The organism is Shewanella marina JCM 15074, from assembly GCF_000614975.1.
In the GTDB taxonomy this organism is placed as follows: Bacteria; Pseudomonadota; Gammaproteobacteria; order Enterobacterales; family Shewanellaceae; genus Shewanella; species Shewanella marina.
Genome location: NZ_BALM01000024.1, coordinates 13,565 through 34,226 on the forward strand (window position 1 = coordinate 13,565; position 20,662 = coordinate 34,226).

The 20,662-nt window shown below is 39.2% G+C and carries 16 protein-coding genes and 2 pseudogenes; 13 read left to right on the forward strand and 5 right to left on the reverse strand.

Features of this window, described 5'->3' with window-relative positions; all coding sequences use genetic code 11:
* The first annotated feature begins 115 nt into the window (after window positions 1-115).
* From ppsA to JCM15074_RS15505, 4 genes are all read left to right on the forward strand, one after another.
* Window positions 116-2,488 carry a phosphoenolpyruvate synthase gene (gene ppsA / locus JCM15074_RS15490; protein WP_025822211.1) on the forward strand — a complete coding sequence of 791 codons (2,373 nt, stop codon included), beginning with the start codon at window positions 116-118 and terminating at the stop codon, window positions 2,486-2,488.
* A gap of 183 nt (window positions 2,489-2,671) precedes the next feature.
* The gene (locus JCM15074_RS15495; protein WP_025822213.1) at window positions 2,672-3,310 is read left to right on the forward strand and encodes a GyrI-like domain-containing protein; all 639 of its coding nucleotides are present in this window, start codon (window positions 2,672-2,674) and stop codon (window positions 3,308-3,310) included.
* Between the two features lie 53 nt (window positions 3,311-3,363).
* A complete protein-coding gene (locus JCM15074_RS15500) occupies window positions 3,364-3,801 on the forward strand; it encodes a heme-binding protein (protein WP_025822215.1) in 438 nt (145 codons plus the stop codon).
* Window positions 3,802-4,032: 231 nt separating this feature from the next.
* Entirely contained in the window at window positions 4,033-4,431 is a 399-nt protein-coding gene (locus JCM15074_RS15505) for a hypothetical protein (protein WP_025822218.1), read from the forward strand.
* A gap of 67 nt (window positions 4,432-4,498) precedes the next feature.
* Here JCM15074_RS15505 and JCM15074_RS15510 read toward each other — a convergent pair whose 3' ends face one another.
* Window positions 4,499-5,236 (reverse strand): YciK family oxidoreductase, encoded by a 738-nt coding sequence (locus JCM15074_RS15510; protein WP_025822220.1) that lies wholly within the window; start codon window positions 5,234-5,236, stop codon window positions 4,499-4,501.
* 251 nt (window positions 5,237-5,487) lie between these two features.
* On the opposite strand from JCM15074_RS15510, the pseudogene JCM15074_RS22545 reads away from it, so the two are divergent.
* Window positions 5,488-7,922: pseudogene (locus JCM15074_RS22545) on the forward strand (VolA/Pla-1 family phospholipase).
* 149 nt (window positions 7,923-8,071) lie between these two features.
* Entirely contained in the window at window positions 8,072-9,091 is a 1,020-nt protein-coding gene (gene sohB / locus JCM15074_RS15520; RefSeq protein ID WP_025822222.1) for a protease SohB, read from the forward strand.
* A gap of 828 nt (window positions 9,092-9,919) precedes the next feature.
* Here the strand turns inward: sohB and JCM15074_RS22550 are convergent.
* Window positions 9,920-11,736 (reverse strand): annotated as a pseudogene (locus JCM15074_RS22550) (DUF885 domain-containing protein).
* A gap of 109 nt (window positions 11,737-11,845) precedes the next feature.
* Between JCM15074_RS22550 and JCM15074_RS15530 the strand changes: the two are divergent.
* The 3 genes from JCM15074_RS15530 to JCM15074_RS25010 all read left to right on the forward strand — a co-directional run bounded on the left by JCM15074_RS15530 (window position 11,846) and on the right by JCM15074_RS25010 (window position 14,954).
* Window positions 11,846-12,616 (forward strand): class I SAM-dependent methyltransferase, encoded by a 771-nt coding sequence (locus JCM15074_RS15530; protein WP_025822224.1) that lies wholly within the window; start codon window positions 11,846-11,848, stop codon window positions 12,614-12,616.
* Between the two features lie 83 nt (window positions 12,617-12,699).
* Window positions 12,700-14,409, forward strand: coding sequence for a peptidase U32 family protein (locus JCM15074_RS23755; protein WP_084267038.1), 1,710 nt, complete (start codon window positions 12,700-12,702; stop codon window positions 14,407-14,409).
* Window positions 14,406-14,954 (forward strand): U32 family peptidase, encoded by a 549-nt coding sequence (locus tag JCM15074_RS25010; protein WP_148300814.1) that lies wholly within the window; start codon window positions 14,406-14,408, stop codon window positions 14,952-14,954. Before JCM15074_RS23755 ends, JCM15074_RS25010 begins: the two co-directional genes overlap by 4 nt.
* Window positions 14,955-15,005: 51 nt before the next feature.
* Here JCM15074_RS25010 and JCM15074_RS15540 read toward each other — a convergent pair whose 3' ends face one another.
* Window positions 15,006-15,932, reverse strand: a complete 927-nt coding sequence (locus JCM15074_RS15540) for a M14 family metallopeptidase (protein WP_025822226.1) — start codon at window positions 15,930-15,932, stop codon at window positions 15,006-15,008.
* Between the two features lie 333 nt (window positions 15,933-16,265).
* Here JCM15074_RS15540 and JCM15074_RS15545 point away from each other — a divergent pair, with 333 nt between their 5' ends.
* Window positions 16,266-16,646, forward strand: a complete 381-nt coding sequence (locus JCM15074_RS15545) for a SpoIIAA family protein (protein WP_025822228.1) — start codon at window positions 16,266-16,268, stop codon at window positions 16,644-16,646.
* Window positions 16,647-16,736: 90 nt separating this feature from the next.
* Here the strand turns inward: JCM15074_RS15545 and JCM15074_RS15550 are convergent, their stop codons facing one another.
* The gene (locus tag JCM15074_RS15550) at window positions 16,737-17,009 is read right to left on the reverse strand and encodes a hypothetical protein (protein ID WP_025822230.1); all 273 of its coding nucleotides are present in this window, start codon (window positions 17,007-17,009) and stop codon (window positions 16,737-16,739) included.
* Window positions 17,010-17,524: 515 nt separating this feature from the next.
* Window positions 17,525-18,496 (reverse strand): integron integrase, encoded by a 972-nt coding sequence (locus tag JCM15074_RS15555; protein WP_025822232.1) that lies wholly within the window; start codon window positions 18,494-18,496, stop codon window positions 17,525-17,527.
* Window positions 18,497-18,834: 338 nt separating this feature from the next.
* Here JCM15074_RS15555 and JCM15074_RS15560 point away from each other — a divergent pair, with 338 nt between their 5' ends.
* The 3 genes from JCM15074_RS15560 (at window position 18,835) to JCM15074_RS15575 (ending at window position 20,550) form a co-directional block, all read left to right on the forward strand.
* On the forward strand, window positions 18,835-19,059 hold the full coding sequence (locus tag JCM15074_RS15560; RefSeq protein ID WP_025822234.1) for an HTH-like domain-containing protein: 225 nt from the start codon (window positions 18,835-18,837) through the stop codon (window positions 19,057-19,059).
* A gap of 390 nt (window positions 19,060-19,449) precedes the next feature.
* On the forward strand, window positions 19,450-19,779 hold the full coding sequence (locus tag JCM15074_RS15570) for a hypothetical protein (protein ID WP_025822236.1): 330 nt from the start codon (window positions 19,450-19,452) through the stop codon (window positions 19,777-19,779).
* A gap of 81 nt (window positions 19,780-19,860) precedes the next feature.
* Entirely contained in the window at window positions 19,861-20,550 is a 690-nt protein-coding gene (locus tag JCM15074_RS15575; protein ID WP_025822238.1) for a super-infection exclusion protein B, read from the forward strand.
* Window positions 20,551-20,662: the final 112 nt, after the last annotated feature.

Below are 20,662 nucleotides of genomic sequence, written 5' to 3' on the forward strand. Positions count from 1 at the left end.
AGTAATAAAATTACAAATAAAATTATGCATTTACGTTTGCTAGTTGTCGAGTGTAGAATGCCATGGCCCTCATGTGAATGGGTCATTAAAAAAATAAACATTTGGAGATAGAACAGTGTCGCAATATGTACTCTGGTATCAGGAATTAGGCATGGGTGACGTCAACGTAGTTGGCGGCAAAAATGCTTCGCTAGGCGAAATGATCAGTAATTTAGCTAATGCAGGAGTTCAAGTGCCAGGCGGGTTTGCTACCACCTCGTATGCGTTCAATGAGTTTCTTGAACAAAGTGGTTTGAATCAGAAGATTTATGATATTTTAAATACTTTGGACGTTGACGATGTTAATGCTCTAGCTGAAGCGGGCGCTAAGATCCGCCAGTGGGTGATTGATACACCGTTCCAAGTTGAATTTGAACAGGCAATTCACGATGCCTACAACAAATTAGCTTCTGAAACCCTAGACGCTTCTTTCGCAGTTCGTTCTTCTGCTACAGCGGAAGATATGCCTGATGCATCTTTTGCTGGGCAGCAAGAAACTTTCCTAAACGTTAAAGGCTATGAGTCTGTATTAGTCGCAGTTAAGCATGTATTTGCTTCACTATTTAACGATCGCGCTATCTCTTATCGTGTTCATCAAGGTTATGAGCATCATGGTGTTGCATTATCTGCGGGTGTGCAGCGCATGGTTCGTTCAGATAAAGCATCATCAGGTGTGATGTTCACTATTGATACTGAGTCAGGTAATGAAGATATTGTTTTCATTACCTCTTCATTCGGCTTAGGTGAAATGGTTGTACAGGGCGCCGTTAACCCTGATGAATTCTATGTACACAAGCCAATGCTAACGGCAGGCAATAGAGCGGTTGTACGCCGTAATATCGGTAGCAAGCTGATTCAGATGGTTTACTCTGATGATGCAAGCCACGGTAAGCAAGTTAAGATTGAAGATGTTGCTACTGAAAATCGTCGTCAATTCTCTATTACTGACGAAGAAGTGATGGAACTTGCAAAGCAAGCCATGATTATCGAAAAGCACTACGATCGTCCAATGGATATCGAGTGGGCTAAAGATGGTAATGACGGTAAGCTATACATTGTTCAAGCTCGTCCTGAAACAGTTCGTTCACGCGAAGATGTACAGTTAATTGAGCGTTATCACTTAAAAACTCGCGGTGCCGTGATTACTGAAGGTCGTGCTATTGGTCATAAAGTGGGTTCAGGTATTGCAAAAGTACTTACCTCTATTGCTGATATGGATCAAATTGAGCCAGGTGATGTATTAGTAACAGATATGACCGACCCTGATTGGGAACCGATCATGAAGCGTGCAAGCGCGATTGTCACTAACCGTGGTGGCCGTACGTGTCATGCTGCAATTATTGCACGTGAACTAGGCGTACCGGCTGTTGTTGGTTGTGGTGATGTGACTGAGCGTATTAAGCATGGTCAATTAGTGACGGTATCATGTGCTGAAGGCGATACGGGTTATATCTATGAAGGTAAGCAAGAGTTTGAAGTGCTATCTTCACGTGTAGACTCAATGCCTGATTTATCAATGAAAGTGATGATGAACGTAGGTAATCCAGATCGTGCCTTTGATTTCGCTCGTTTACCAAACGAAGGCGTAGGTCTGGCTCGTTTAGAATTCATCATTAACCGTATGATTGGTATTCACCCTAAAGCATTACTTGAATTTGATCAGCAAGAGCCTGCATTGCAAGCTCAAATCACTGAGATGATTGCGGGTTATGCCTCACCAGTTGAATATTATATTGAGCGTTTAGTTGAAGGTATTTCTTCAATTGCTGCGGCTTTCTATCCGAAGAAAGTGATTGTGCGTATGTCTGACTTTAAGTCAAACGAATATGCAAACTTGGTCGGTGGTGATAAGTACGAGCCAGAAGAAGAAAACCCAATGTTGGGCTTCCGTGGTGCTAGCCGTTATATCTCTGAATCATTCCGCGATTGTTTCGCGCTAGAATGTGAAGCGATGAAGCGTGTTCGTAACGATATGGGTCTTAAGAATGTGGAAGTGATGATCCCATTCGTACGTACTCTAAGCGAAGGCGAGCAAGTGATAGAGCTATTAAAGCAGCAAGGTTTAGAGCGTGGTGTAGACGGTTTACGCGTCATTATGATGTGTGAATTACCATCTAATGCACTATTAGCAGATAAGTTCCTTGATATCTTTGATGGCTTCTCTATCGGTTCAAATGATTTAACTCAGTTAACGTTAGGTTTAGACCGTGACTCTGGCATCATTAGTCATCTTTTTGATGAGCGTAATGAAGCGGTTAAAGCTTTATTATCAATGGCAATCAAAGCCGCTAAAGCACGTGATGCTTACGTGGGTATCTGTGGTCAAGGCCCATCTGACCATGCTGATTTTGCAGCTTGGTTAGTTGAGCAGGGTATTGATAGCGTATCATTAAACCCTGATACGGTAATCGATACTTGGTTATACCTAGGTAAAGAACAAGCTAAATAATTTTATCTTTATTGCGTATTGTTAATTTAGTATAAAAACCCACTGCAAAGTGGGTTTTTTGTTATGTGCGAAATAAGTAAAATCCCTGCTATTTACTGGGAAGTGGTTTATTGCAAACTAAACGAGTAGAGCTGCTACAATTGTGGTACTGCTTGAATACTTGGCGTACAGCAAAGGATTATTATGCAAGTTAAATATGAATGGAGAAAGAAAGAGAAATCAATTTATCTACCTAAAAATATACCTGAAATAATTGATATTCCTCAGTTTAATTTTATCACTATTCAGGGGGAAGGTAGTCCAGCTGAAGGTATTTTTACTGACAATATTGGTGCTTTATATTCTTTAGCATACACCATTAAAATGACTGCAAAAAAAATGAATGTCCCTCCTAAAGGCTACTTTGATTTTACGGTATATCCACTTGAAGGTATTTGGGATATCAATGATCAAGCTAAAGCCTGTTTTGATGGCACTATTGATAAAGATGATTTTGTATATAAATTAATGATACGTCAGCCTGAGTTTGTGAATGAAAAGTTCTTCTTACAAATGTTAGCAATAGCCAAACAAAATAAGAAAAATCCATTATTAGATCAGATAAGTTACCAATGCTTTACCGAAGGTCTTTGTCTTCAAATGCTCCATTTAGGGCCATTTGAAGAGGAGCCTGCAAGTTTTGAAAAAATGGAACAGTTTGCAAAAGAGCAAGGATATAGACGTATATCTAAGGTGCATCGAGAGATCTACCTTTCTGACGCACGTAAAGTTGTACCTGAAAAACTTAAAACAGTGCTTAGGTTCCAAAATAAAAAAAGCTGATCTTTAATTGAAATAATACCAAAAATAAAAACTGAAATATAAGGGGAGGCATAATGGAAAAACAATTAGTCGTTGATTCATTTAGTAATAAACTTGCAATGGATATTGGCCTCAAAATTATTCAGTTAGCAAAAGCACGTAATCTTTGTATCAGTGTGGCAATTAATAGAATAAATCATATTGTTTTTTTGTATTTAGACGATGGTCTACCTGCAGATAAACACTGCTGGTTAAATAGAAAAGCTAATCTAGCAATGCATTTTGAAGAAAGCTCACTTGCAGTAAAACAAGACCTAATAAACGGGGCGATGACGCTAGCGGGGACATTTGCTTTAGATGAAACTCAGTTTGTTGCACGCGGTGGTGCTATTCCTATAATGGTAAGAGGTTCTGGTTTAATAGGAGCGGTGACAGTAACTGGCCTTCAAGATACAGATGATCATCAGCTTATTGTTGATGCTTTAGCAGCAGATGTTGAGTTTATAAATTAGTTAATCCCATAGGCTTGTGATAAATGAATAGCAGTATTTTTGATATTCAATAACAATTTATTATTTCGAAATACATTAATGCTGCTTGTATCTTAACTATGTTGTTATGTCGTTTATTATTGAAGTAAATGTCATAAACCATTTAAACATAAAATGTTATATACCATTTAGAGTATTTAATATATTGCAGAACTGGTAGCGAGGGCTTTAAATTATGAGGGTAATTTTATTATGAATGATACCAAAAAATTTTTACCTATATGGATGTGGTTAATCGTTTTAGTACAAATTGGCTTAGTACTGTTTTTTTCTGCTGGGACAGCAATGAATCCGGGTCAATTTATACCTGATGTTACCCAGCTTAATTATATCACCCAGCTTTATATTACTCGAAATGTCACAGTCATTTTGGGGATGATACTGGCGCTATTACTTAAATCACATAAAGCGCTGTTAGTCGTACTGGTGATACGGTTAATTACTGATATCTCAGATGTTGTGACTGTCTATGCGCTAAATGTGGAAGTGATAAAAGAAAGTGTGCCTATGGTCGTTGTATTACTTATTATTCCTGCGTTTATCGCTGTTGCTTATTTAACAAAGTTAGTATTTCATTCTCAATCCAAATAATTTAGTTTGTGTTAGTAATATAAAAGCCACTATATCGTGGCTTTTATATTAATGTGCGATGTTTTTATTACTGAGCATTAAATTCTTCACCATTATGATTAATGCTGTCATTGCCCATTAAGTACAGATACGTCGGCATAATCTGCACAGGTGTTTTTAATGATTGTGGGTCCTCAGCTGGATAAGCACTAGCGCGCATAGAAGTACGAGTGGCTCCAGGGTTAATGCTGTTCACTCTGACTTGAGAACCATCACATTCATCGGCTATAACTTGCATCATGCCTTCAGTCGCGAATTTAGAAATAGCATAGGCACCCCAATAAGCACGACCTTTGCGGCCAACACTGCTCGAAGTGAATACAATTGAGGCATGAGCAGATTTACGCATAAGCGGTAATAACGCTTTAGTCATTGCTGCTTCCGCAATTACGTTAACGTGTAATAGCTCAGATAAAGAGTTTATATCTAAGTGTTCAAACGGGCCTAGTGCACCAAGTAAGCTCGCATTGTGTAATAATCCATCTAAACTGCCAAATTGCTGTTCAATGGTATCACTCATATCGCGATAGTGTTGTTCTGTTGCGCCTTTTAAATCTAGCGGAACTATCGCAGGAGTAGGGTAACCCGCATTCACAATTTCATCGTACACAGCTTCTAATTTAGCAACTGTTTTTCCTAATAAAATGACTGTAGCGCCATGCTTAGCATAAGTTAGAGCTGCTGTGCGGCCAATCCCTGCACCAGCACCTGTTATTAAAATAGTTTTATCTGTTAGTAAATTTTTTGGAGCTTGATAATCCAACATCGTTGTTTATTTCCCTTCTAATACCTTGACGGTTTATATCGAAAATAGCTTGTGATTAAACAAGCGTTTTAAACATTCAATCAAAACGAATGACTTAAATTACCATGAAAAGCAGACAAAGTTGTAGATAAGTCTTTATATCTGCGTTAAATTAAAGTTAATTTTGTGTTTTTAGTCACATCGAGTTGGTTTTGTTATTGTGACCAATTCTTGCAGAAATTAAAATAAATACAACAAGACTGGGGAATAAAATGAAAAGACTCATGTTAGGTATTGCTGTTACGTCAGCACTTGGACTCACAGCTTGTGACGGTGAAAGTGTTGACCAAATTACAGAAGGGACATTGCCGTTAGTGCCACAATCACAAATGGTGTATGACCCTGCGGCAGGTCTGTTACCGTTACCGAATGATCTGCTATTTAATGGTACCAGTGATGGAACACTTAATATCCCCGGTGAAGAAGGTGGTGATTATACTAACCCTGAATATGCGCTAGGCGCATTAGATGGTTGGTCTACTGTAGCACCAATCAGTTTAACGGTTACATTACCCAATGATACTGAAGGCAATCAGTTATCTATTATGGAATCAAGCGTATTACAGCCAGGTGCAGTACGCATGTTTGAAGCGACCGTAGGTGGAGCATTATCGAGTGATTCTGAATGTACTGCTGAAGCGTCTGTTAGTGCTTGTAAAGTGGGTGAAGAACTGACCTTTGGAGTGGATTTTGTTACTGCAGTTTCTGGTAATAGTATTGTTATCGTGCCGCTGAAGCCCTTAAAAGCTAAACAATCTTATATTTATGTGACAACAGATTTAGTTCAAGACAGTACGGGGCGTGCGATTGCACCTTCAACCAGTTATGCTTTATTGAAATTAGATATCACAACACACCCTTTAGAAACACCTGATCAACTTTTCTTACAAACCTTAGTTAATAGCTATGAAAAGAAGTTAGCTGAAGCTCATGGCATTGATCCTATGTCAATCTCATCTGCTAATTTATTTACCACACAAAGTGTTGGTGATGTTTATGAAACCACTAAATTGTTGATGGTTCAACCCGCAACAGAAGCGGGTCCAAATCCTTATGCACCAAGTTTGGTTACGCCACCAATGCCAACAGGAAAAACGGTTGCAGATGAGCTAAACATACCAGCAGCACACCCTAGTTACGCTGGATATGCTATTGCAGATGTCTATAGCGCACAATTTAAATTACCTGTCTATAGCCCTTGTTCATCTATTGGATGTTTAGAGGGAGATAGATTACTTCTTAATGATAATTGGTCAGCACATTTTGATAGCCCTGTTGCTGTCTTATTAGCGATTGAAGCGGGTACGTTATCAATTGCAAACTTTGCGGCGCAAGCAGAGGCTTATAATATCGATCCTGCCGCAGCGCAACAAAATCCAGCGCTACTTGCTGGCAAGGCTTGGGTATTAGATGATGGTACAGCAGTAGATAAAACTAAACACTTAACCCAATACAATCCAATTCCTAGAATTGTTGGTTATGAGACGGTTGATGCTTTAATTACTATCCCGAATCATATTGATAAGCCTGTGACTGGTTGGCCAACCACTATGGTGATGCATGGTCTTGGTGGCGTCAAAGAAACAGCTTTAGCAACAGCCGGTGCCTATGCTGTCGGTGGCGTGGCAACAATTGCTATCGATATGCCTTTACATGGTAAGCGTTCCTTTGGTGCAAATGCTGAGGGGGTATATGCCGTTTCAGCAACAGACCCAAGTGCGGGGCCTGAATATGCTAATGGTGATCCACTGGTATTTGTAAACATTGCGAGTACCCTTGCAGTGCGCGATAACTTCCGCCAAGCGATTTTAGATCATTTAGCTGTAAGAGCTGTAGTCACTGGATTTTCTATGGCATCAGCTCAAGCAGGCGCACCAGTATTATTTGATGCAACTAAAGTCACCGCTCAAGGGTTAAGCTTAGGTGCAATTGTTGATACCACTTTTTCAACTTATGCCAATACTGGTTTAGTTAATCCGGCAAATGGTGAACCATTGCCAAATCCGTATGGTTTAGTGGGCACGTCATTAGTGGCGCCTGCTGGTGGATTAGCAGGTACTTTTGCTGGCTCACCTACTTTTGCACCAGTGTTAAAAGCGACTATTTTGGCTACTGAAGATTTCCAAGCATTAGTTAAAGAAGCAAATACGGCTGGTTTCGCAGAAGGAACACCTGAATATACGGCATTGGTTGATGGCGTTTACGCATCATTCTTAAATAGCTTTGCCTTTGCGGTTCAAACTGCCATTGATTCAGCAGATCCTATCAATCATGGCGCTGCACTTGCTGCTACTGCTTTACCAGTACATTTAATTGAAATTGTTGGTGATGGCGGGGCAAGCTTGCCAGATCAAGTGCTACCAAATACTGTTGCAGGCTTCCCATTATCGGTACTGAACCATTAATCGCGGCAACAGGACTTGATTGCGTGGCAACCACCACTCCGGGCTCTGGTGCTGTGCGCTTTACTAAGGGGCATCATAGTTCTATCTTTAGTCCATCAGCCATCTCTGGTGTTACCGATGGTTCTGAGCTAGAAGCGACAGTCGAAATGCAAACTCAAGTAGCAAGTTTTGCATCTTCAGCTGCAGCAGGCCAAGCGACTATTGTCATCACGGATCCATCAGTGATTAAGCCATGTAGCTAGTTAATTAAGCAATTGCACTTAAAAACCCAGCTTTGGCTGGGTTTTTTTATGTTTTTTTAAGGTCATACGCTGTTAGAATGAAGCCATTAAATTTTGGATAAGCTGAAGAAATAGTATTACGACTATTTCAAAGGAAGTTGGAGTGTATTTTGGAATTTTTATACGAGTACGGCTTATTTTTTGCTAAAGCTTTAACGATTGTGGTTGCAATTGTTGCCGTGTTAGTTGTGGTATTGGCGACTGCTGTTAAGCAAAAATCAGAAAAAGGTGAGTTAAAGCTGACTAACCTGTCTGAAGAACTGGTTGATTTAAAACATCATATTAAACAAGAGTTATATACCAAGAAGCAATTTAAAGCTTATGAAAAAGAGCTAAAGGCTGAGCAGAAACAACAAGAAAAAGATGAAGAGGATAAGCCTAAGTCACGGGTATTTGTAATTGATTTTAAGGGCAGTATTGATGCCCATGAAGTGTCATCATTACGCCGTGAAATTAGCGCGATTATTGCGATTGCAGACGTTAAAGATGAAGTCATTGTTAATGTCGAGAGTGGCGGTGGCATGGTGCACGGTTATGGCTTAGCATCGAGTCAACTGGATCGTTTACGCCAAGCGAATATTCCACTAACGATTTGTGTTGATAAAGTCGCTGCAAGTGGTGGCTATATGATGGCATGTGTTGCTAATAAGATTTATGCAGCGCCATTTGCCATTGTGGGTTCTATCGGTGTTGTGGCACAGTTGCCAAACTTTAATCGCCTATTGAAAAAGCATGAAATTGATTACGAGCAGCATACAGCGGGTAATTTCAAGCGTACCTTGACCGTGTTTGGCGAGAATACCGATGAAGGTCGTGATAAGTTCCAACAAGAGCTAGAAGAGACTCATGTATTATTTAAGAACTTTATCCACCAATATCGTCCAGATCTCGATTTAGATACTGTTGCGACAGGTGAACATTGGTATGGTCAACAAGCAATTGAGCTTGGTTTAATTGATGCGATTTCTACATCTGATGATGTGATTATGAAACTCGCTGAAACGCACACCGTTATTAAGGTGAGCTACCAAATTAAGAAAAAACTCGCAGATAAATTTGCCCACGGCGCATCATTATCTGTTGGTGCTATCTTTAATAAATTAGCTGAGAAAAACCAACCGCTTAACTAATTTTTTCGTTATTTTCAAAGATTGCATTTTGCAGTAATACCGTTCACTTAAGGTGAGCGGTATTTTTATTTTGGGTATATCGATGAGGATTATGTTTTGCTGTTTCTACTTTCGATCCCCCAACTCTCTTTAGCAACGATGCCGGTACAGTTCGCTATATCGGCTGTTGGTCATCGCATGGCATCAAGCATCGAGGTTAAACCGCTATAGGTTTTACCTTTTAATTTTACGTGTAACAAGCCGTGCTTGAATCGTTTCAGGTCATTCAGACCAGAGCTTTTTCGCTCTTTGATTGCTAGCAATAGCAGCAATTTACCTTACACCATCGCGATGGTGTAACTTCATATTGGACGTTCTTTGTTTAGTGGAATAAGCCAATATCTTTCAGAATCATTTGCCTAGTTTCTATCAATTGCTCTGCAAGTATCATTTCATTGACGTTATCGTCATCAAAAGTACTCCCTGTAATTAAGTGACTACTTTATTTTATCTGGCAAACCATGCTTACTTGTAGATATTGAGTTTTTTGATGTGAAAATGCTTCACTATTCGTTGGGGGATCTTGGGGTTGGCAAGCAACATCATTGACACCTAAGAGCGTTAGTACACTCCAATGAGGTAAATTAGAACTGGTTAGCTAAAGTAATATTATTCAGCTTCAAATCGCTGATGATATTAAGAGTTTGATAAATTTTCATAAAAAAAATCCGAGTGTTAAAAACACTCGGATTTTGCCATCTTATAAAGATTGCTCAACCGAACAATACACAGTTAAATAGTGGCATTACCTAAGGTTCCTTTTGGTAATGCGGTATTTATATTATGGCGTTATTGTTTTTCGTTGATATATTGATTAACTAATTGTTCTAATACATCAAGTGGTACAGCTCCATTTTTAAGAACCACATCATGAAAATCAGCAAGATTGAATTTATCGCCTAATGCTTGTTTAGCTTGCTCACGCAGCGCCAGTATTTTCATCATACCGACTTTATATGAGGTGGCTTGCCCCGGCATAACAATGTAGCGTTCAATTTCAGAGACGACATCTGAATGTGCCATGCCAGTATTGAGTTCCATATATTCAATGGCTTGCTCACGGGTCCAACGCTTTTGATGAATTCCCGTATCAACCACTAATCTTACGGCTCTAAATAACTCGGCTTGTAAGCGACCTAGATTATCAAGCGGCTGACTTTGAAAACCTAATTCCCAAGCCAGTTGCTCAGTGTAAAGCGCCCATCCTTCGGTATAAGCAGTAAAGGGGGACATACGTCTAAATAGAGGTAAGCCTTCTAATTCCATCGAAATCGCAATTTGAAAGTGATGGCCGGGTATGCTTCATGGTAAGCAAGTGTGCGCATGCTGTATTTAGGCGTCGCTTTGATATCGTATAAATTGGCAAAAAAACGACCGGGTCTTGAACCATCAATTGCAGGTTGCTGGTAATAAGCCCCTGGTGAGGTTTTTTCTTTAAATTCTGGGATACGGACAACTTCCATGCCCGCTTCAGGACGTACTCTAAAGGCATGATCGAGACCAGCACCTATTTCATCGAGAATGGTTTGGTAATCCGCTAGTATTTGCGCGCGGCCAGCATCAGTATCTGGATAATATTGACTTGGGTCAGCTTTGAGTTGCTCCATAGCAGCATTAAATCCTTGTGAGGTGTCGTAACCTTCAAGTGCAAGAATTGCCAGCATTTCTGCTTGGATACGTTCGATTTCAGATAATCCAAGTTGATGAATTTCATCAGCAGTCATATCTGTTGTAGTAAAAAATGCTAACGAGCTAGCATAGACTTTGTCGCCATCAGGCATGTGCCACATGCCATCATTGTTACCCGCTAACGGTCTTATTTGAATAAAATAATCAATGAGCTGTTGATATGCGGGATAAACGCTTTGACTAATTGCCGTTTCAGCTTGCTGTAGAATTTGTTGTTTTTCATCCGCAGGAAACGATTCAATATCAGTGAGTTTTTGTTCCAATGAACTATAAAGAATATTTTCAGCTATCGGCGTTTCTATAAATTTTTGCATTTCATCAATCACACGATCAATCACAAAGGCGGGCGGAATAATCTGTTGTTGCTGCCTTATTTTTAATCCTGCGATTGTTTGTTGGAATTGTAAGTTAACAGCTTCTAAACGGGCAATATAATGCATCGCATCTCGCGTGGAATTCACTTGATGCTGGGCTTGCATAAAGCTTGGATAATTATTTTGAATACCGAATAATTGGTTTACCGGATAGTTGTGATAGCGGTACTGCTCATTTTCAACCAAGAAATCGAGTAGATATAATGCTATCTGTTTTGACATCAGTTCATTTTTATCAAGATCTTGATCTTGGTATTGCAAAATACCTTGGCGAACTTGTTTTAATTGTGCAAAGAGTTCGTCACCTTTTTCAGGGCTATTATCATCAAGTAGGGCATTATGTTTAGTTATCCCTACTGACTCTAAAAAACCAAGTGAAGTTAACGTTTCAGGGCTATCTAATGCCATTTTTAACGTTTCTCTGTCTAAATAAACTCTTAAATTGATTGGTTTATCAGTAAACCATTGGTGAGTTGCAAATATCGCGACGGCAAATATTGAAATTAATAATATTGCGCCTAACCATTTAAAAAAGCGTTTCATCAGTTATATCCATATTCTTTTACTGTTATGGTTAACTTAACAAAATGATGTAAATAATTTGGGTTGTAAGTGTAATCAAATGTAACTGCTTGCGGCGGAGCTTCTAAATATGGATTATTTAACACTGAATAAAGAGGCGTGGAATAAACGCGCCGCTTTGCATGTTTCATCAACATTTTATGATGTAAATGGTTTTTTATCGGGTAAAACAAGCTTAAACAAAATTGAGCTCAATGCACTTAATGATGTACAAGGTAAGCGCTTATTGCACCTGCAATGCCATTTTGGTTTGGACACGTTATCTTGGGCGCGTTTAGGGGCTGAGGTGACAGGGGTTGATCTTTCTGAAACTGCTATTGAACATGCAAATAGTTTGGCTAAACAAAGTGAATTAGCCGCCACATTTATCTGTCGTGACGTGATTGAGTTTGGCCGTACTGTGAATGCTGAATATGACATTGTGTTTACTTCATACGGCGTATTATGTTGGATGCCTGATATTAATTTATGGGCGCAAACCGTTGCCAATAGTCTAAAAGAGGGCGGCACTTTTTATCTGTGTGAATTTCATCCCTATTTTGATTTACTATCAGGATTTTCATATTTCCATCAAGCTGACGGTGATGTTATTAAAGAGGGCACTTATACTGAAAACTGTGATGGTGAGTTAACTGAACTGATCACTTGGTCTCATCCCATCAGTGATGTTGTCAACGCATTGATAAAAGTTGGAATTCAAATCACTGAGTTGAATGAGTACCCTTATAGTCCTTATAACTGTTTTGATGGGCTAGAGCTGGGAGATGATGGCTTCTATTACGTTGCAGACAGTAAACAAGAGATACCTCTGCTATTTGAGATTAAAGGGGTGAAATGCTGAATACTGCTGATTAGGTACTCAATTAGACAATTAAAGATTAGCGCAGTAAACTACGCGCCCCTTGTTGTAAGAGATAGATCCTGATGGCTACAGATACCCCGCACACATTTGAATTGCTTGCCCCGGGTGGCGATATAGATTCCATTAAAGCAGCAATTGTAGCGGGCGCTGATGCAATTTATTGTGGATTGGATAACTTTAATGCGCGTAATCGTGCGGCCAATATCTCATTTGATCTGCTTGAAGAGTTACTCGTCATTGCCCATGCCCATCAATGCAAACTTTTTCTGACGCTTAATATCGTTATTTTAGAAAAAGAGATGCCAGCCTTGCTGCGTTTATTGAATCGATTGGCGAATACCACAATTGATGGTGTGATCGTACAAGATTTAGGGCTGTTTGATATTTTAGCCAAACATTATCCAAGTCTTGATGTACATGCCTCGACTCAGGTTAATACGCACAATGAAGGTCAAATTAAGTTCCTGCATAAGCTTAATGCATCAAGAGTCAATTTATCGCGCGAACTTGAGTTAACTGAGATTGATCATTTAACGCAAATTGCTCATCAGCATCATATGCAAATTGAAGTGTTTGTACATGGTTCATATTGCATTGGTTTTTCTGGCTTATGTTATTTTAGTTCGGTGAAGAAAGGGGCGTCAGGTAATCGTGGTCGTTGTAGTCAGCCTTGCCGCGATCAATATCAGACGACTCGTGTAGGTAAGCAGTATCCATTCAATTTAAAAGATAATTCCGCATATCATGATTTTGATGCGCTAGCTAAAATTGGCGTTGATTCATTAAAAATCGAAGGCCGAATTAAGAAATCTCATTATGTTTATACCACTGTAGATAGCTGGCGTAAGCAGATCGACACTTATCAGCAAACCAATACATTACTGACCGATACCACCGCGCTTTATACGGTTTACAATCGTGATTTTTCTAATGCATTTTTACGTGGCACCATTGGTGCGGATATGTTTATTGATAATCCGCGAGATAACAGTGCAGATCACTTTGCGGCACTCGCCAAAGCAGGGGATGAAGCGCAAATTAAAGCGATTAAAACCCGCTTATATGACACTAAAACAGAGATTATTGAAACGCTTAATCAGAAAATCAGCCAATTAGGCGTTAATGCTAATCCGATTACCATTAAAGTGATTGCGCAAGTATCGCAGCCATTACTTATCCAAATTAGCGGTGCAGATGTTGATATTTCAGTGAGCTCACGTAGTGAACTTAAACGCGCCGATAAACATGGTTTGTCGCAACAAGAAATTAGCCAACGTCTCAATACGATTGCCGATCATCAATATCCTATTGCTGAGACTTGTTTCCAAGATTTTGATCCGCAGTTATTTTTGCCATTTAAAGAACTGATTGCTTTACGTGATGAATTAGCATTCTTATTGCGTGGTGCTAAACCGCATATGCCAGCGGTTGATAAAATTCCGTTACTTGAGCGTGCTCAGCAAACGCAGGCTCCACGTCTATCAGTATTGATTAATGATGAGCGTGATATTGGTCTGTATATGCCGTCAGATGCTGAGTTGTTCTATCAATTACCTGAATCTATTGCCCATAACTTTGATAAGTTAGTGGCTCTGTTTAATCAACACACCGCATTATTGCCTTGGTTTCCGGCGGTATTAATTGGTGATAACTATCAAGCTGCTGTTGAATTACTGAAGACAATATCGGCAAGACTGCTTGTGACCAATAATAGTGGAGTTGGCTTCGCTGCGGCGCAGCTTGGCTTACAATGCTCGCAGGCCCATTATTGAATACAACTAACTCATATAGCATACAAGCGCTTAAACAGGAGTTTAATTGTACTGGTGCCTTTATCTCCAATGAACTTAATCGTGCTGAAATGCGCCATCTAGTTAAGCCTGATGATTTTGAATTATGTTATAGCATTTATCACCCTAATTTATTGCTAGAGAGTCGCCAGTGTTTGTTCTTACAGACGCGTGGTTGCCGTAAAACGCAAATTGATGACAAGTGCTTAGACCGTTGTCAGAAATCGACTGAAGTGCTGAGTTTAGACAGTGATGCTTTTATCATTGATAAACAACGTGGTAGCCATAACAATTTATATGCACAGCAGCATTTTATGAACACAGAGAGTGTCACTCAGATGCCACAGTTCTTTGGCCGTTACCTCATCGATATGCGAGTGATTAACACCCATACTCACATTGAAGTCAGTCCGCTTGAATTAGTGACACTTTTTAAGCGGTTTATTGCCGGAGATATTGAGGCGGGGCAGCAATTGCAGTCGGTCGTGACTCAAACAAGTTGTCAGCAATATCATAAAGGTTTATAGCAAAAAGGCTGCAATTGCAGCCTTTTTTGTATGTTTTGTATATAACAGAGATTATGCTTTTAATTGGCTTAATACATAATCTAAACCAGCTGTAATGGCAGCAACTTGCGCATCATTACAATTTTGGTCAGTGACTAATGGGCTATCTGGATAGACTTCGGTGGTGGTGCAATATACCGCATCACTTAAGCCGGCGCAGAGTCCGAGCTTTTTGGTTGGATAGTTAATCACACCATGTTGCTCAAGTGGTGCGCCAATAATATTGCCATCTTTATCAGCAGGCGCAATATGCGTTACTTTTGACACATTGGCAATCATCGCCTGTTGGAACTCTGGCTGTGGCTTATCACTGTCACCCACCAAATAAAATCCATCAGGGATCTCGCCTGGCTCATACTCTTTACCATCACGTGCCGCAAGTGCAGGACGGAATTCAGTTTCGTCAGAGTCGGTGGTTTCATGCAGATCAATATGCACATAAATGTCAGTATTAAGGCTTGTAACCAGTGCCATTACTTGAGCTGCTTCTTCAGCAGGGCTATTACTGACAAATGAACGGTTAGGGTCAATCGCACTTGGATTCCAGCGATTGATGGTTTCATAACCCCAAGGGCTAATGCAAGGCGCAACAATAAAATTAAATTGCTGGCTATATTGCTCCACTTGAGTGTCTAGAAATTGGATTGCACCTTGTACACCACTGGTTTCATAACCATGCACACCACCAGTAATTAATACTGTTGGCTTGTTGTTATCCCAATTTAAGCTTTTAAAAGCAAATAATGGGTAGCGTATTGGATCGATCGGCAGTGAGCCATATGCGATCTTTTCAAAACGGCCATCCAATTGGGTAAATTTATTGAGTACTTCATCTTGATAGCTGCGTTTGATTGAACGGGTCGCTAGCCAAGTTGCTTTTTCGACATCATCCCAAGCTTGTCCCTGCGTACCTATGCTGTAAAAATTAACCTGAGTCATAATGTTCCTTTATTTTTATAGATTACCTATCAGTATATTCCGAGTTGTAATATTTTCACATCCTTGAAATTCGATTGCATCAGTGAATTTTTTAGTCGTAGAAGTTGGCTGAGCAATATTTAGAGGCTTTATTTCCTTATTTTATGGCTTAATTTGTGTGCATTGTTATCGTTAATTTGTACTAATCTTGCAGATTATGCGTCAACATAATTGCTGTAATATGACACTAAATAGTAATTAGTTAGACAATATTCACTACAAAATATTATTATAAAATAATGATTTACATCATATTGGGTAGTAGGTTCAATTCGATTCAGCTAAGGAGTTATTATGTCGATTAAACATCATGGATTATCAATTGGTATTAATTGTATTGAGCTGCAAAATTTTATTTCAATCAAAGCTGTTGGGACATTGACCCATGCAGATTATGAAGTGATTACGCCATTTATTGAGTCAGCGTTAGCAACAATTAATACCCCCAAAGTCAAAGTGTTATTTGATGCAACTGATTTAAAAGGATGGGAACTACGAGCAGCTTGGGATGACTTTAAGTTAGGTATGCAACATGGACATGAGTTTAGTCGTATTGCTGTTTACGGTGATAAGTCATGGCTTGAAGCCGCAGCTAAAATAGGGAACTGGTTCACTTCGGGTGAAATGGCTTATTTTGATGATTATGAAGATGCGATTGATTGGCTAAAAGACTAATTTTTAATTGTTCTAAGCTAACGGCGCAGTGTTATTTTGCGCCGTTATTTCTTTTATTATTTTATTCGCAGCATTGATCTATTACTGAGTTTAAGCGTAATGCTGACGACGCCTTAATTCACGTTGATATTGTGCTTCTGCTTTATACCAACTAAGTACGCCTAATAGTAGGCCTGTTAGTGGCCAAACAATATAATGCAACATGGCTTCTGGTGCTAATAAGCCATGATTTAAAGCCCTAGTAATCAATGACATTACGATTAGCAGTGGAATACCGTAAAGTACAACACCATTGATTAAAAAGTATCTAAACCTACCTTGTGAACGCACAGTTTGCCATGCTGTAAAGTCGTTGGTTTTCATTTTAAGGTAACTCCAAATATTAAGATAACGCGATCTGTTTATGTGTATTAATAAGTTTTGTAATTGGCAAATTACAAATTTTTTCATCTAACGGGTGTCGCCTAAAATTGATGATATGAGTTGTAATTTACGTATTTAGCACTGCTTTCAGACAATATTGTACGCCTACAATGTGACGTTAGCATGAGGCTGTACTTCAAAAAATCGTGAAATTATCAACTAAATAATATATTTGTGATCAAGTTAGCATTTCATTTGTGGGCGTTATTTTTAGCCATGAATATTTACACAAATTGAGTTTCAACCCTCGCTAATGTTGGCGTTCAAAATCAGTTAACAAGCCGCTAGATGAGTAAGAAGTGTATGCTGGTATTTAAATTTGATGATGGTTATCAGTTCTTGGTCAGAACTGACTAGAAAGAGGGAATTTATGCCCCATTATCATGTTAACGGATCAAAATGGTAAATAGCACAAGTAAAGCTTTGGCGATAAAAAACGAATGTGAAAAGTTTTACTAACCTACAATATCTGACAAACGATCAAATGGACTTATTGTCCCAGCTCTACTTTGCCCAAGTACATGTGTGTAAATTTCAGTGGTTCGCAAATCTTTATGTCCTAATAACTCCTGCACTGTACGTATATCACTGCCCTGAGCCAATAGCTGTGTAGCAAATGAATGACGAAAAGTGTGGGCTGTCACTCTTTTTTGTAGCTTGCTTTTTATCACTGCTTTTCTTAGGTTTTTTGAAAAACTCGAGTCATGAACATGATGACGACAATAATACCCGTCAATGGGATGACAACAGGTAGTTGTTGATGGAAATAGGTACTGCCAACTTAAATCTTTTAATACTGACTTGTACTTTCGATGTAAAGCAGAAGGCACTGACGTTAAGCCATTTCCATTATCTAAGTCATTTTCATGGATTTTTTTGACCAATAGTATTTGTTTTTGCAAAGGTTGATTTAATTGCTTAGGTAGCAGTGTATATCGGTCTTTTGCTCCTTTTCCTCTAAAAACAAACAAAGATTGAGCCTCAATGTTCACGTTTTGTATTCTTAAAGTTAAAGCTTCCTGTAGCCTTAACCCACATCCATATAACAATGAGGTGATTAACCAATATGGAGCAGTAAGGTTAGCTAATACCGATGCGACCTCGGTAGGAGTCAATACTGTTGGTAGGTTCTTTGGTTTTTTAGCATAGCCATACTTTAAACCTTCAAACTCCATCCTTAGCACATGTTTGAACATAAAAATGAGTGCACATAAGGCTTGGTTTTGTGTTGCCGAACTGACACCACGATTACAACCAAGAAACGTAAGAAATTGCTCTATATGACAACCCTGCATGTCCTTTGGATGCATATACTGATGAAACCTAATGAAGTTACGTACCCAATACAGGTAACTTTTCTCAGTTCTTAAACTGTAATGTTTAGTCCTTAACACCTGCCGAATGGATTCAATAAAAGATGATGACATAGTTTTTACTTATAAATACTGTTCATATATACAGTTATAATAGATGTTATACATTTTTGCCATTATTTTGGGGAAAGAAGGAAGGGAAGCGGCAGAGCGTATTCACTAAGTGATTGTTTAAAAGCAAGTATTCATAATGGTTGATTCAAAGTACATCACAAATATGCGAATTCCGGTTTTCACTATGACAAGTGTTAGCTAAATGGCGGCTAATGACATCATAAAGTATTGAAGTTATGACTGTTACAGGGTAATTTGTTGGTATTTAGTAACTTGGCTGTCTGTTCTTATTCGGAATTCAGCCTAATATACTGTTACATGCCCAAAGGAAGGTTCTAGTGAATGAAGATGATTTAGCGAAGATTCTTAAAAAAATGTACTTTGAATCGAAGAAAGGTGAGACTGCCACGAACGTTCATTTATTTGGAATAAAATATGCAGATGAGATTTCTGCGAGTAGATGTTCGCCAAAAAACATAGCTAAACTAGCAGGGATTCCTGAAACATATGGAACCGAAATTAACAAAGGTCGTAATCTTTCTCGCTTTGTTAAGGTAAAGTAAGTTCCATCAGAGTGTACTTAGGCTGATTGGGGTGATAGGTCAAGGTTCAATTCCTTGGGCGTTAGTTGGCTCCATAGCCTTATATTTGTGCTTTTACGATACGTAAGTATCCAACTGGCTTCATCAACCACGGGAGACAAAAATGAGGAGGTGTCTATGGTTAAAACTTTAAAAGCTCGTGCTCGTATTCTTTTCAGTTCAACGTTTGAAACAACTTGGGCTACTGGGGTCGGCTACGCTGCTGGTCACCTATCGACCTAAGTGCATTCGGCATGTAACAAGCGCATTAAATTTGACGCCTAAAGCTTGGCTGGTGCTCATTCTTCGCTATTTTTAGCCAAGCCATATCCGCAATTTATGCTGGCGTTATGAGTCACACAAGGAGAAAGCATGAGTGTAAAAATCACTGGAATGGATAGCCTTCAAAAGAAGCTGAAGAAAATGGCTGATGGCGCCCGAGAGCTTGACGGACAACATCAGGTGGCAATACCTGACCTTTTAACCGAGTCATTCTTGGCAAAGCACACAAGTCTTGCAAACGCTCAGGAACTATTCGACAAAAGCGGCTTTAAAATTGATTCTTCTGAGGATTTCAAAGCTATCCCAGATGATGAATGGGATCAGTATATTTCAAGTGTATCGAGCTTTGAATCATGGAAAGAAATGCTTCAATCAGCCACAGCCGAATATGCAAAGCGTAAAATGGGCTTCAGCTCATAACAAAGCCAGCCAGAGGGACAGCCAAACCGCTGTGCGCTTTGTCTGCCCCTGCTGGCGGCGTTATGTTACAAAGGAGTAAGTGTGGATATATCAACAATCACTGGTTTTTTGAAACTACCTAAAAAAGTCTATTTTTTAGGTGCAATTGTTGGGGGGATGTTGCTATTTCTAAATGAGAGTATGCTAGCACAGTTGGGGCTTTTATCATTTAAGGCCTCATATTCAATGTGGATAGGAATATTTTTTCTGGTTACATTTGGAATGAGCGTAATTTTTGTAGCAGAGAGTATCTTTCTTTATGCAAAGCAGCGCAACGAATTTAAGCAACGTCAAATAGAAATCAAATCAGAAGAAGAACGATTAGCCCGCGAGGCTGCTCGCCAAAAAGAACAAGAGCTTCAAGATGAACTCAAAGAAAAAGAGATGTATCTTAAAGTACTAACGCGGTTAGATAATTATGAGAAAGCCGTGCTACGAGAGTTATTTTTATCAAAGAAAAACACTGAGGAGTTATGCTTTGATGATGCTACGGTTATGGGGTTAATTAAAAAAGGCGTTCTTAAACAAGTAAGCACTACAGCTTATCATACCGATATTACGGGGCATGTTGGTAAGTTTAGGATTGACGATAGAGCTATTGATTACCTAGAGAGCTTTGATTTCAATACAATTAATCATATTTCTCGTCCTAGCTGGGTAGAAAAAATAGAAATTTATCAATCAATGCAGAACAAAATTTTAGATTTAGGTCGTCAGATTAAGTATTTGTAACATAACAATCTGTTTAAGAGTGATTCGCAACGCTTGGCATTTTTGCTATGCGTTGCGTTTAGTGTTTTAGGTGGTATGCGGGAGCTTCGGTATTGCGTTGCTCACACCTTAA